Origin of the sequence: Pseudomonas sp. MSSRFD41 (assembly GCF_014230245.1) — a bacterium.
GTDB classification, from domain to species: domain Bacteria; phylum Pseudomonadota; class Gammaproteobacteria; order Pseudomonadales; family Pseudomonadaceae; genus Aquipseudomonas; species Aquipseudomonas piscis.
Genome location: NZ_JACKZK010000002.1, coordinates 610212 through 623304 on the forward strand (window position 1 = coordinate 610212; position 13093 = coordinate 623304).

At 62.5% G+C, this 13093-nt stretch carries 17 protein-coding genes; all 17 read left to right on the forward strand.

Features of this window, described 5'->3' with window-relative positions; translation table 11 throughout:
• Positions 1 to 70 precede the first annotated feature (70 nt).
• The 17 genes from H7A76_RS06475 to H7A76_RS06555 all read left to right on the forward strand — a co-directional run bounded on the left by H7A76_RS06475 (position 71) and on the right by H7A76_RS06555 (position 13093).
• Entirely contained in the window at positions 71 to 394 is a 324-nt protein-coding gene (locus H7A76_RS06475; RefSeq protein ID WP_185697736.1) for a phage holin, lambda family, read from the forward strand.
• A gap of 92 nt (positions 395 to 486) precedes the next feature.
• Complete coding sequence (locus H7A76_RS06480) at positions 487 to 813, forward strand: HNH endonuclease signature motif containing protein (protein ID WP_312026242.1); 327 nt, start codon at positions 487 to 489, stop codon at positions 811 to 813.
• A gap of 181 nt (positions 814 to 994) precedes the next feature.
• Positions 995 to 1483 (forward strand): phage terminase small subunit P27 family, encoded by a 489-nt coding sequence (locus H7A76_RS06485; protein ID WP_185697738.1) that lies wholly within the window; start codon positions 995 to 997, stop codon positions 1481 to 1483.
• 3 nt (positions 1484 to 1486) lie between these two features.
• Positions 1487 to 3193: a terminase large subunit gene (locus H7A76_RS06490; RefSeq protein WP_185697739.1), complete on the forward strand. Its 1707-nt coding sequence runs from the start codon at positions 1487 to 1489 to the stop codon at positions 3191 to 3193.
• Positions 3194 to 3199: 6 nt separating this feature from the next.
• Positions 3200 to 3346 carry a hypothetical protein gene (locus H7A76_RS06495; RefSeq protein WP_185697740.1) on the forward strand — a complete coding sequence of 49 codons (147 nt, stop codon included), beginning with the start codon at positions 3200 to 3202 and terminating at the stop codon, positions 3344 to 3346.
• Positions 3347 to 3399: 53 nt separating this feature from the next.
• Entirely contained in the window at positions 3400 to 4569 is a 1170-nt protein-coding gene (locus tag H7A76_RS06500; protein ID WP_221775118.1) for a phage portal protein, read from the forward strand.
• A 4-nt stretch (positions 4570 to 4573) separates the two neighbouring features.
• A complete protein-coding gene (locus tag H7A76_RS06505) occupies positions 4574 to 5197 on the forward strand; it encodes an HK97 family phage prohead protease (RefSeq protein ID WP_185697742.1) in 624 nt (207 codons plus the stop codon).
• A 15-nt stretch (positions 5198 to 5212) separates the two neighbouring features.
• Complete coding sequence (locus H7A76_RS06510; protein ID WP_185697743.1) at positions 5213 to 6448, forward strand: phage major capsid protein; 1236 nt, start codon at positions 5213 to 5215, stop codon at positions 6446 to 6448.
• A 39-nt stretch (positions 6449 to 6487) separates the two neighbouring features.
• Positions 6488 to 6871 carry a head-tail connector protein gene (locus H7A76_RS06515; protein WP_185697744.1) on the forward strand — a complete coding sequence of 128 codons (384 nt, stop codon included), beginning with the start codon at positions 6488 to 6490 and terminating at the stop codon, positions 6869 to 6871.
• Entirely contained in the window at positions 6868 to 7248 is a 381-nt protein-coding gene (locus H7A76_RS06520; RefSeq protein WP_185697745.1) for a head-tail adaptor protein, read from the forward strand. The genes H7A76_RS06515 and H7A76_RS06520 overlap by 4 nt, the downstream gene beginning before the upstream one ends.
• Positions 7226 to 7726, forward strand: a complete 501-nt coding sequence (locus tag H7A76_RS06525; protein ID WP_185697746.1) for a hypothetical protein — start codon at positions 7226 to 7228, stop codon at positions 7724 to 7726. The genes H7A76_RS06520 and H7A76_RS06525 overlap by 23 nt, the downstream gene beginning before the upstream one ends.
• Before the next feature lie 38 nt (positions 7727 to 7764).
• Positions 7765 to 8361, forward strand: coding sequence for a hypothetical protein (locus H7A76_RS06530; RefSeq protein ID WP_185697747.1), 597 nt, complete (start codon positions 7765 to 7767; stop codon positions 8359 to 8361).
• Positions 8361 to 8561, forward strand: coding sequence for a DUF2635 domain-containing protein (locus H7A76_RS06535; RefSeq protein ID WP_185697748.1), 201 nt, complete (start codon positions 8361 to 8363; stop codon positions 8559 to 8561). Before H7A76_RS06530 ends, H7A76_RS06535 begins: the two co-directional genes overlap by 1 nt.
• Positions 8558 to 10054, forward strand: a complete 1497-nt coding sequence (locus H7A76_RS06540) for a phage tail sheath subtilisin-like domain-containing protein (protein WP_185697749.1) — start codon at positions 8558 to 8560, stop codon at positions 10052 to 10054. Before H7A76_RS06535 ends, H7A76_RS06540 begins: the two co-directional genes overlap by 4 nt.
• Before the next feature lie 57 nt (positions 10055 to 10111).
• Positions 10112 to 10459, forward strand: coding sequence for a phage tail tube protein (locus H7A76_RS06545; protein ID WP_185697750.1), 348 nt, complete (start codon positions 10112 to 10114; stop codon positions 10457 to 10459).
• A complete protein-coding gene (locus H7A76_RS06550) occupies positions 10459 to 10758 on the forward strand; it encodes a phage tail assembly protein (protein WP_185697751.1) in 300 nt (99 codons plus the stop codon). The genes H7A76_RS06545 and H7A76_RS06550 overlap by 1 nt, the downstream gene beginning before the upstream one ends.
• A gap of 136 nt (positions 10759 to 10894) precedes the next feature.
• Positions 10895 to 13093 carry a phage tail tape measure protein gene (locus H7A76_RS06555; RefSeq protein ID WP_185697752.1) on the forward strand — a complete coding sequence of 733 codons (2199 nt, stop codon included), beginning with the start codon at positions 10895 to 10897 and terminating at the stop codon, positions 13091 to 13093.

The following is a 13093-nucleotide window of genomic DNA, read 5'->3' on the forward strand; positions in this document are numbered from 1 at the left end:
GGTTTCCCTTCTAAGCCCCGGCAATCGCTGGGGCTTTTTATTTGCTCTCCCAAAAAGGGAGGAATCGAGTATGTCCAACATGCCAGAAAAGAACCCTGACCTGTGGGCGGCAGCACTGGCATGGTTTGCGGTCCATCAGCCCCAGATCTATGCAGGTGGCACCGCTGCCATCGTTGCCGTTTTTCGCGTGATCTATGGCGGTGGTAGTGGTCGCAAGATGGTGCTTGAAGCCGTCATCTGCGGCCTGATCGGCTCCAGCCTTATCCCTCTGCTTGAGTACTTCACGCTCCCGGCCAACCTGGCCACTTTTGCTGGCTGTATGGTCGGCTTTGTAGGAGTGGAGAAACTGCGGGATTACTCCGATCGCTTCATGAGTCGAAAGGTCGAGAGTTGATCCGCGCCACGTTTTCGAGTGCGCCATTTCGTGGCGCCGAACCATGAGATCTCACCATGCCACCAAGAGCCAAGCGCCCGTGTCGCTCACCTATGTGTCCCGGCAAGACGCAAAGTGACCACGGCTACTGCGATGCTCACTCGCACCTGGCCAGCGGCTGGAACCGTCCAGGGCGAGGCACTGCAGAACAGCGCGGGTATGGCTGGGCCTGGCGGAAGCTGGCCAACGCTGTGCTAAAGCGTGATCGGTACTTGTGCCAGTGCGAAAACTGCCAAGGTCGCCGCCTTCCGGCGACAGAAGTTGACCACGTAATACCAAAACACCTGGGCGGAACGGACGATCCTGGCAATTTGGCAGCGATAAACGAGGCCTGCCACAAGGAAAAGACGCAACGCGAGGCGAAAGCGGCCAGGTCGTGAACGAGTGGCGAAAAACCGCCGAAAATCGTCAAAAAATTGGCCAAAAGGGGGGCGGGTGAAAATCTCTGCAGGTTTTCGCGTTCCTCACCGATCGCCCAGCCTTTTCCATACGACCGCGAAATAAAAAAATCAGGGTATCCCGGGCGCGCCGGGCGACCCGACAACGAATACGGGGAGTTACATGGCAACTCGTGCCCCTGGTGGCGGCCGCAAGCCCAAGCCCACCGCGCAGAAGCGAGCGGCCGGCAACCCCGGCAAACGCAAACTCAACGACGCGGAACCGGAGTTCTCGACGCTGCTGATTGCGCCGCCGGCTCCGGACTGGATGAGCGATATCGCCTGCAGCATGTGGGACAAGCTGGCTCCAGAACTGATCGACTCCAAGGTGCTGACCCTGACGGACTTGCATGTTCTGGAGGGCTTTTGCCTGGCCTACAGCCGGTGGCGAGAGGCCGAGGCGGACGTTATGCGTAACGGGATCAAGGTCACAACCGCGATGGGGGTTGTAAAGAACCCGGCTTGCACCGTGGCCAATGAATCCATGCGCCAGATGACCAGCTATGGCGCCGCACTGGGGCTCGACCCCTCCAGTCGGGCGCGCCTGGTGGTGCCCAAGTCCAAGAAATCCAATGCCTTTTCCGCACTGCTCGGAGGCAACCGCGGGAACTGATCAATGGCCAATTTCAGCGTTAACGCGGCGAACAAGTACGCCCGCGACGTGGTGGCCGGCAAGGTCGAGGCGTGTAAGTGGGTGCGCCTGGCTTGCCAGCGTCACTTGGACGACCTGGAGGCCAGCAAGAAAAAGGGGTTCAAGTGGAAGTTCAACAGGGCTGAGGCTGAAAGGGTCTGCGCCTTTGTTGAGCTGCTGCCGCACACCAAGGGCAAGTGGGCTCGCGAGCGGCGGTTACTCAAGCTGGAGCCCTGGCAGAAATTCATTTTCTGTTGTGTGTTCGGGTGGCTCCACAAGAAGACCGGCCTTCGCCGGTTCCGCGAGGTGTATTGCGAGATTCCCAGGAAGAACGGCAAGAGCGTGATTGCCGCCGGGGTCGCGCTGCTGATGCTGTGCGCGGATGGCGAGTTTGGCGCTGAGGTGTATTGCGGGGCCACCACCGAGAAGCAGGCATGGGAAGTGTTCCGCCCGGCGCGGCTGATGATGCTCAGAACGCCGGATCTGGCAGACGCTGCCGGCGTTGAAATCAATGCGCGCAGCTTGGTTATTCCCGAGGATGGCAGCCGCCTGGAACCGATCATTGGCGACCCGGGCGACGGTTCGTCGCCGAGTTGTTCGTTGGTGGACGAGTACCACGAACACGACAGTGATGACCTCTACGAAACCATGCTGACCGGCATGGGGGCCCGTGAACAGCCGCTGATTTTCACCATCACCACCGCCGGATCGAACATCGCCGGTCCGTGCTACGAGAAGCGTAAGCAGGTGTGCGCGATGCTTGATAAGACGGTGGCCAACGATGAAATTTTCGGCCTGATCTACACGCTCGACGAGCAAGACGACTGGCGTTCGCTGCAGGCCTTGAAGAAGGCAAACCCGAACTACGGCGTTTCGATCTTTCCGGACAACCTGCAGCGGAGCCTGGCGGACGCGGTGCGTTACCCGTCACGGCAGAACGCATTCAAAACCAAGCATTGCAACCTATGGGTGAACGCAAAAATGGCATGGCTTAACCAGCTGGATTGGGACCGCGCCGCTGTCCCGGGCTTGTCCCTGGATGACTTCAAGGGGCAGCGCTGCTACCTGGGCGTTGACCTGGCGAGTAAGTGTGACATTGCCGACGTTGCCCTGGTGTTCCGCGAGAAGGACGAGAACGGCCGCGATATCTGGTCGTTCTTCAACCGGCATTACCTGCCCGAGGGGGCCGTCCAAGGTGACGGCCCCAACCAAGAAGCCTATGAGCGCTGGGCCATTGAAGGGCACCTGATCACCACTGATGGCGAGGAATTGGACTTTGACGTAATCCGCGAGGACGTGAAGGACATTGCCGGCATGCACCAAGTCGAGGAAGTCGCCTACGACAAGTGGCGCGCTACCCAACTGGCGCACCAGCTGCAGAAGGATGGCGCCGAGGTGATCGAGGTAGGGGGTGGCATCCAGACCATGAACCTGGCCATGAGGGAGCTGGAGGCGGCGTTAGTCTCCGGCCGGGTCCGGCACAACGGCGACCCGCTGTTGTCCTGGATGGCCAGTAACGTGGTGGCCCACGAATACAAGGGCTGTATTACCCCGACCAAGGAAAGCGGCTCGAAAAAGATTGACGGCATGGTGGCCATTCTCATGGCCATGAGTCGGGCCCTGATGGCAGAAGGGGCGCCGCGCAGCCTGCTGGATTCCCTGTCGGATTACGACGAACCCTTAGCTATGTGAGTTCCTATGAAAGAGTGGCTTCCTGAACTGTTCGGGACGGCCGGCTATTGCCTGCTGTCTGCTGGACTGTGGGTCAAGTTTGACTTGGGCGTTGCGCTGATTACCGGCGGCGTCCTGCTGCTGGCTCTCGCCGTCAAGGCGGTGGCGCGGTGATCTTTCGTGCGGCGTTCGAGAGCCGTAGCAGTCCGGAGAGCCCTAGCACCCCGATGAACAGCAAGGCCTTGGCTGAGTGGGTCGGCCTGGGCAATAGCATTGCCGTAAGCCCGGCCAGCGCGCTAAAGCTGACGGCGGTGTATGCCTGTATCTATGTGCTGTCCAGCACCATGGGGCAATTGCCGCTGAGCGTGCTGCGTAAGGTAGGCGGCCGCATCGAGCCGGGGACGGATCACCCGGCGCATTACCTGCTGCACGACGAGCCGAACCAGTGGCAGACCTCCTACCGCTGGCGTGAAACCAAGCAGGCCCACGCCCTGGGCTGGGGCAACGGTTTTACCCGGATCGTGCGCAGCCGACGCGGCGAGCTGCAGACGCTGGACATGTGCGAGCCCTGGGTAACGGATCTGGTCAAGAACGGTAGCCGGTGGGTCTACTCGACCCAGGACGAGGACGGCCAGCCGCTGGCCGTGGCGCCGGAGGACATGATTCACCTGCGCGCCATCGGCTCCAAGCGGCGTATGGGTACCAGTCCCATACAGCAGAACGCCGAAACCGTGGGCCTGGGCATGGCGGCGGTGCGCTACGGCAAGGAATTCTTTGAAGGCGGCGGGCGGCCTACCGGGATTGTGTCGGTCAAGGACGGCAAGCTTGGAAATGATGCCTGGGAGCGGCTCAAGCGGGTCTGGAGAGACGCGGCAGGTGCGCTCAAGCGTTCGGATAACAAGACCCTGCTGATGCCGGCGGAGTTGGACTACAAGGCCCTGACCATTGCGCCCGAGGATGCGCAGTTTCTGGAGACGCGCAAGCTGACCCGCAGTGAGATTGCGAGCATGTTTAACGTGCCGTCTCACATGATCAACGACCTTGAAAAGGCCACGTTTTCCAACATCAGCGAACAGGCTATCCAGTTCGTGCGGCACTCCGTCATGCCGTGGATTAAGAACTGGGAAGAAGAAATAAACCGGCGGGTGTTCACCCGTGCCGAGCGCCTGGCGGGCTACTACGTCAAGTTCAACCTGGCCGGCCTGCTGCGCGGCACCCCGAAAGAGCGCGCCGAGTTTTACCGCATCGCCATTCAAGACGGCTGGATGAGCCGCAATGAAGTGCGCGTGCTGGAAGATCTCAACCCGTTGACCGGCCTCGACCAGATGTTGCTCAACGTCAACACGCAATTGCTTGGCGCTGACGGCATGCCGTTACCCGTAACGCCAAAGGAATAATTCCATGAGTGACTTTGAAAAACGCATGCTGCCTGCGCAGCTATGCGAGCTTCGCGCTGTCCAGCCGACAGGCGACGGCGCCCAGGACCAGCCGCCGCGAATCGCCGGTTACGGTGCTGTTTTCAACCAGCGTAGCGAGCTGCTGGGCGGCCTATTTGTCGAGATTATCGCGCCCGGCGCTTTCGACGACGTGTTGGCGCAGGACGTGCGCGGCCTGTTCAACCATGACCCCAACTACCTGCTTGGTCGCACGGTCAGCGGCACGCTTCGGCTGTCCGTCGATCAGCGCGGCCTGGCCTACGAAATCGACACGCCGAACACGCAAACCATCCGTGACCTGGTTGTCGAGCCGTTGAAGCGCGGCGACATGAGCGGCAGCAGCTTTGCCATGCGTGTAGCCCCTGGCGGTGACACCTGGCACGACGAAAACGGCGTAGTGGTCCGGACGATCTACAAGATCGCCGAGTTACGCGACGTGGGGCCGGTGTCCTTTCCGGCCTACCCCGATTCAAGCGCTGCACAGCGCTCCATGGATGCCTGGAAGCAGGCGCAAAAAGAAGGCCTTGAGGGTCGCGCTCAGTTTGAGCGCGATGCTCGCGAGCGCCTGCTTGATCTGAACGACCTTTGAACCCCTGGGGGACTTATGACACTGCAACAAATGAAAGACCTGTACGCGCAGAAATCGGCCGAAATGCGCAGCCTGCACGAAAGCACCGGAGATGAAGCCTGGAACGGTGAAACCCGCGCCAAGTGGGAGACGATGAAAGGCGAGCTGAAAGCGCTGCGCGAAAAGATCGAGCGCGAGGAAGAAATGCGCGAGAACGATCAGGCGTTTGTCGAAGAACGCGCCCGCCAAACCAGCGCCGCCGGCCGACCGCCCGCCGAGCTGGCTGGCCCCGAGGCCGAGCAGCGTAGCGCCTGGGATCGCTGGGTTCGCGAGGGCATGGAAGGCTTGAGCGCAGAGCAGCGCTCGATGGTCCTGCAGATGCGTTCCCAGGGTACTAACCCGAACGAGGCGGGCGGTTATACGGTGCCTACCACGCTGCAGGCGAAGGTAATCGAGTCCCTGGCAACGTTTGGCGGTATTGCTTCGGTGTGCCAGCTGCTGCAGACCGACAACGGCGCGCCGATTGCTTGGGCGACCAGCAACGGCGGCGAGGAAGAAGGCGAGCTGATCGGCGAGAACAAGGCGGCCGGTGAAAAGGACGTTGAGTTTGGTACAGGCTCCCTCGGATCGCACACCATCAGTTCGAAAATCATCCGCGTTTCTGAGCAGCTGCTGCAGGACTCGGGGATCGACATGGAAGCTTTCCTCGCTGGGCGTATCGGCAAGCGTGTGTCGCGCACCCGTAACCGCCTGATCGTACAGGGCACCGGCGCGGGTGAAACCGCCGATGCTCCGGCGCAGCCGAAAGGCCTGGAGTACGCGACCTCGCGCGGCGCCATGTCCGCGAAGGCGGGCTCGTTCACCTGGCAGGAGGTGAATAGCCTGATTCACTCCATCGACCCGGCCTATCGAACGTCGCCTAAGTTCCGCTTGGCGTTCAATGACCAGACCCTGCAGGTGATGGAAGAAATGGTGGACGCTCAGAACCGGCCGCTGTGGCTGCCTGGCATCGACTCCGACCGCCCGGCAACCATCCTCAAACATCAATACGTGATCGATCAGGCGATTGCCAATATCGGCGCCGGCAAGAAATTCATGTTTGCCGGTGACTTCAATGAGTTGATTTTGCGGGCCGTGCGTAGCCTGACCTTGAAGCGCCTGGTGGAGCGTTACGCCGAGTTTGGCCAAGTCGGTTTCCTGGCGTTCGTGCGCTTCGGTCTGGTGCTGCAGGACACTGCCGCCATCAAGCATTTGGAAGGCAAAACTGCCTAAGCCTGGAGGCGGGGCCGCGCAAGCGGCCCCTGTGCGTACATGCTGACGCTTGAGCAAATCAAGGCGCATTGCCACCTTGAGCTGGACGAAACCGAGGAAGACCGCTTGCTGCTGGCCTACGGGCGCGCAGCCTGGCGCCTGGTTGAAACCTCGACCGGTCGCCGGCTGTTCCAGGTGGTGCTGCCCGAGGGCGCGCCGGTCAATGCCGGCGCCGATGAAGTGTACCTGCGCGGCCTGCTGCCGCCAGGTGCGCCGGAGAACGCGTTACCCGTAACGGAGGACGTGAGCCTGGCCATGTTGCTGCTGGTCGCGCACTGGCACCGCAACCGCGAGGCCGTCACCGAATCCACCGCCACGGGCTCCAAGAAACTGCCCTTGGCGGTAGATGAGCTGTTGAACCCCTACCGCTGGTTCTCGCTATGAGGCCGCCAGAAGCCGGGGAGCTGCAGCACCGGGTCCAGGTGCGGCGTCGGGCTGATCACGCGCAGCGTGACGGCCCAGGCCTGGAGTCGGAGTTTATCCCGGTGGCCTCGCGCTGGGCCAAGATCGAACCGCTCGGGACGGCGACGTATCAAGGCACGGTGCAGACCGGGAATGTGTTCACCCACCGGATCTACTTTCGCTATGTGCGAGGCCTCGACGCCCGGCATGAAATTGTCGAGGGCGGTCAGGTGTTCCGGGTCAAGCGGCCCAGCACCATTGCCGGCCGCAACGTCTGGTCGGTGGTCGAAGTTGAGGAAGTCCAAAGCGGCGCGGTGGAGGCCGGGGAGGTGATCGATGACGAATTCCGCTTCCGTTGACGGTTACATGCATGTCGAGGGGTTCGAAGCCTTCGAGCGTGACGCTTTCGACAAACGCCAGGTGCGCGCAGGGATGCGCAAGGCCGGCTTGCTGGTCCTGCAGCGGGCACAGATGAACCTGGCCCTGGGCAAGGGGCAGGCGGGTTATCCGGTCAACCGTACCGGGGCTACCTTGCATTCGATCAATGCCAAGGTTTCTCGGTCCGGTTTCCTGGTGCGCGTCGCGCCTTCCAAGACCAAAGACATGGCCGCGTTTTACCCCGCGTACCTGCATTACGGGGTGCGCAACGGCCCCCGGATCAAAGGCCGAGGAGGCAAGCGCCGCGCGCGCGGCGAGCGGCAGGCGCTGCGCGAGGCCCGCCGGCAATCGGGCTGGAGGATTGCCCCGCGTGACAACTACATGAGCGACGCCCTGCAGGACGCTCGCGACGACGTGCAGCGCGTGCTGCAGGCGGCCTTTGCCGCTGCCCTGAACTGAAACCTACGGCCCCCTGGGCCCTACCTGAGCCCCTAGATATGCGAATTACTCCAATCGTGGAGCAGCTGCGCGCCCGCTGCCCGGGTTTCCAGAAGCGGGTGGCCGGCGCGCTGGACTGGAACCCCACGCAAGCCAGCGCCCTGGTCGAGTTGCCGGCGGCGTTTGTGATCCCCACGGGCGACGAGGCCGACCCACCGGCCTCGCAGAACGTGGTTACTCAGACCGTGCGCGACTCGATAGACGTGTGTGTTGTGCTGCGCAACGTCGACGAGCGCGGCCAGGCCGCTGCCGATCAGCTGCATTCAGTCCGAGCGAGCCTGTTTCGCGCCCTAGTCGGCTTCGAGCCTGACAAGGACATGGGCTGGCTGGAGTACGACAGCGGCGCGCTGCTGGTGATCGACCGTGACCGGGTGGTTTACCGCTTCCGGTTCGTTGCCGAGTTCACGCTTGGCAACGTGCACTGGTCCGGTACCGGCATCCCGGAGACGTGGCAAGAGTGGACCCTTGCCGGGCTTCCACCGCTGTCAGGCGTAGACATGGCCGTCGATTTTATCGACCCGATGGCCGACAAAAACTTAGCCCCGACCGGGCCTGATGGCCGGATCGAGCTAACAACTCGTGAGGACTTCCCGTAATGCAAACCTTGATTCATGTGATGCCGGCGCCGGGGCGTGATTGCCCGGTGCCGGAAGACGGCGGCCGCCTGTTACCTGCAGCAGGGCGAACGGTGGCGCTCAACGCCTGGTGGCAACGCCGGCTCAACGATGGCGACGTGGTGCGGGTCGAGGATCTGCCGGCCGCTGAAACCAAGCCTGCGAAAGGGGGCAAGGCATGATCAGCTTCAACAACATCCCCGCCGATATCCGCGTCCCGCTGTTCTACGCCGAAGTAGACAACTCGATGGCGAACACCAGCGGCGGCGGTGCGCTGCGCCGGCTGATCGTCGGTCAGGTGAACGAAGGTGTCACCAGCCCCGAAGTTGGCCGCCTGGTGCTGGTGACGCGGCCGGCGGACGTGCTGGACATCGGCGGCGCCGGCTCGATGCTCGCGGCCATGTACAACCAGCATCGGGCCATCGACGTGGCCGGCGAGGTCTGGTGTCTGCCGTTGACCGTGACCGAAGGCGCGGCGGCCAAGGGCACCGTTACTGTAACGGGCACGGCCTCGGCGCCGGGCCTGGTCAATCTGTACATTGCTGGCCAGCGGGTACGGACCAACGTCGCCGCGTCCATGTCCGCCGAGGCCGTGGCCACGGCCATCGCGGCCCGGGTTAACGAGTCGATCGATCTGCCGGTCACGGCCACGGCGGCCGGCGCAGTGGTCAACCTGGTGGCAAAGTTCAAGGGCGACCTCGGCAACGATATTCGCGTCGAACTGAACCGCCTTGGGCGCGCTTCTGGCGAGGAAACCCCGCCAGGCCTGACCCTGGTGGCGGGTGTGATGACTGGCGGGCTTGGCGCGCCGGACATGGCCGCCGCGCTGGCAGCGCTGGGCGATGAACCGTTCGAGTTCATTTGCCAGCCCTGGAGCGACACGACCACGCTCGACGCTTGGAAGACCACCATGGACGACACGGCCGGGCGCTGGTCCTGGGCCAAGCAGCTCTATGGCCATGTCTACAGCGCGAAGCGCGGCAGCGTCGGCGAGCTGGTGGCCGCCGGCCGGGCCCGCAACGATCAGCACATGACGTTGCACGGCTTCGAACGTGGGTTGCCGCAGCCGGTTTGGGAAGTGGCGGCGCAGTACGCAGCACGAACGGCGGTGTTCATCAGTGCCGACCCCGGCCGGCCAACGCAGACCGGTGCCCTGTCGGGCATCGATCCGGCCCCGGCCAGCGAGCGTTTCACCCTGACCGAGCGTCAATCGCTGCTGAGCTACGGCATTGCTACCGCGTACTACGAGGGCGGCTCGTATCGCATCCAGCGCGCCGTGACGACTTACCAGCGCAACGCTTACGGCCAGGCCGATACGTCCTACCTGGACAGTGAGCCGCTGCACCAGTCGGCGCATGTAATCCGCAACCTGCAGGGCCGTATCACCAGCAAGTATGGCCGTCACAAGCTGGCCAACGATGGCACCCCCTTCGGCGATGGCCAGGCCATCGTGACGCCGTTGGTGATCCGTGGCGAGCTGGTGGCGGCCTACGGCGAGCTGGAGCGCGCCGGCCTGGTCGAGAACATGGAACTGTTCAAGCAACACCTGATCGTTGAGCGCGACGCGAAAGACCCCAACCGTATCGCGGTGCTGTTCCCGCCGGATCTGGTCAACCAGCTGCGCGTTCTGGCGCTGTCGTATCAGTTCCGGCTGCAGTACCCCGACGCCGCCTAAACCCTACCGATTCACCCCGGCCCGCCCTGTGCGGGCCTTTTTGTGGAGCCCTTTTTTATGGGTCAGAAAGTTGCAGGTACTTGTTACATCAAGGTCGATGGCGACCAGCTGACGATTACGGGCGGCGTTGAGGTGCCGCTGTCGAAGTTCAAGCGGGAAACCATCATCAAGGGCTATTTCAAAGAGGAAGACTTGACGCCCTTTCTGAAAGTGGACGCGGTGAAGACCCCGCGTTTTCCCATGGCCAAGCTTGAGAACGGTACGAACATGACGATCACGGCCGAATTCAAGGACGGCACTAGCTACGTGCTGTCCGGGGCCTACCTGGTCGACGAAGTGAAGGTGACAGGGGATGACGGCAAGGTCTCCCTCAATTTCGAAGGTATCGCGGGAGACTGGCAGTAATGAGCAAGGTAACTATTGACCTGAGCACACCGATTCAAGCCCACGGTGAAACCCTGAACACCCTGGAGTTGCGCCGGCCAACGGTGCAGGACTGCCGCGATATCAAGGCGCTGCCGTACAAGATCGACAAAGACGAGTCGGTTTCCCTGGATCTGGACATTGCCAGCAAGTACATCGCCGTGTGTGCCGGCATTCCCCCGGGCTCTGTTAGCCAGCTGGAGCTGCACGACTTTAACGGCATTGCCTGGGCGGTTGCGGGTTTTTTCATGGCTGCCGCTTCGCCGAAATCGGAGAGCTGACCGAGTTGGCCTATGACCTGGCCTGGTACTGGAAAACCAGCCCGGAACAGGTCAAGGCCTGGCCCCTGGACGTGCTGTTCGAAAGTGAAGAACACGCGCACCGGATACAGCGGCAGACCGCATCAGGGGGTGAATGATGGCGGACAGATTCCAGCTCAAGGCGTTGATTACCGGCGTCGATAAGCTGTCGCCGGTACTGACCGGGATTCGCAAGAACGCGGCCAATCTGCGCAAGCAGTTGAACAGCTCGGGCCTTGGGAAAATCACGTTCGGCGATGCGATCCAGGGCGGGGCCATTGCGGCCCCGTTCGTGATGGGCGTGCGTGCGGCGATCAAGCTTGAAAGCGCCATGGCGGACGTTAAGAAGGTCGTTAAATTCGATACGCCCGAGCAGTTCCAGGCGATGAACACGGACGTTCTGAACCTGTCCGAACGCCTGCCGATGGCGGCGGACGGGATCGCCAAGATCGTCGCGGCCGGTGGGCAATCAGGTATCGAACGGAACGACCTGATGCGGTTTGCGGAGGACGCGGTAAAAATGGGCGTGGCCTTCGACCAGACGGCCGAGCAGTCCGGGGAAATGATGGCCAAGTGGCGCACAGCGTTCCGGATGAATCAGGACGAAGTGGTCGCGCTCGCGGATCAAATCAACTACCTAGGCAACACGGGGCCGGCGACTACCGCGCAGATTTCCTCAATCATCACGGAAGTCGGTGCCCTGGGCGAGGTGGCCGGTTTGAGTTCGGCGCAGGTGGCGGCCATCGGTGCCACCATGGCCGGCGTGGGGGTCAAGCAAGACGTAGCGGCAACGGGCATCAAGAACTTTATGTTGGCAATGACTAAAGGGTCAGCGGCAACGAAGTCTCAAGCCCAGGCGTTCAAGGCGTTACGGCTGGACTCCAAGCAAGTGGCAGTGGCCATGCAGAAGGACTCAAAGGCCACTCTGTTGGATCTGCTCAAGCGCATATCCGAAGTGGATGCAGCGAAGCGCCCGGCCTTGCTGACCAACTTGTTTGGCAGCGAGTCAGTCAGCGCAATTACCCCGCTAGTGACCAATCTTGAGCTATTGAAGGGGAACCTAACGAAAGTCGGTGATGCGGAGCAGTACGGCGGCTCGATGCTCGATGAGTACACGTCCCGCGCCGCGACTACGGAAAACTCCCTGCAGCTGCTGCAGAACCGCGTAACCCGCTTGGGCATCACGGTAGGCAACGCCCTGTTGCCGCCGCTCAATGACTTTGTGGCCGTGGTCGGGCCGATTGTCAGCAAGGTGGCCGAGTTCGCCGGAGCCAACCCGATGCTGGTCAAGGGCATTCTCGGCGCGGCCGTGGGGTTCACCGCGCTGCGCCTGGCCGCTGCCGGCGCTACTGCAGTACTGACGATCATGAATGGCGTGGCCATGATGAGCCCGGTAGGGCTGATCGTGCGCGGCATCGCGATTGCGGCCGGCGTGTTGATTGCGAACTGGTCAACGGTGGGCCCGTACTTCGTGCGGCTGTGGGAGCAAATCAAGGGCCCGGCCCTGATGCTGTGGGGCTGGTTCAAGCAGGCGTTCCGCTGGACCCCGCTCGGCCTGATTGCGGCGAACTGGGGGCAGCTGATCCCGTTTTGCGTGCGGCTGTGGGAGCAGGTCAAGGCGCCGGCTATGGCGGCCTGGGAGTTCCTGAAAGCCGGTCTGAGCTGGACCCCCATCGGCATGGTGATTCAGAACTGGGGGCCCCTGGTCGAGTTCTTTAGCGCGTTGTGGGAGCTGATCAAGGCGTTTTCCGTGCCAATCATCGACTACATGAAACACATGTTCGACTGGACCCCGCTCGGCCTGATCGTCAAGCACTGGGCGCCGATCACGCAGTTTTTCCAAGACCTGTGGAACGACCTCAAGCCGATCATTGAACCGATGATGAATTTCTTTGGTGTCAGCTCGGACGGTGACGGGGTGATCAGCGCGGCGTCGTCGAAGATCCGCAGCTGGGCCGAGCAGCAGAACGCCCGCAACGGCGAAGGGCTGCCGGCGCCGGGGCAGTTGGTCAAGCCGATTGCTGCAGCGCCTGAGCTGCTGCCGCAGGCGACGCAGGTGGCCAGCCTGCTGCGCGCTCCGGCGAACGATGGCGCGCTGTTGCGTGCGCCTGGGGCCGGCCAGGGCTCCGGCAGCCTGCCGGCCGGACGTGGATCGCTGATTCAGCAGACGGCCGCGTCACAGCGTACCGAGCTGACCGGCGCCATGGTCGTGCGTTTCGAGAACGCGCCGGCCGGCATGCGGGCGGACCCTGCGCAAACGAACCAGCCCGGGCTGTCGGTTAGCCCGCAGGTGGGTTATCGATCCCTCGGGAGGTGA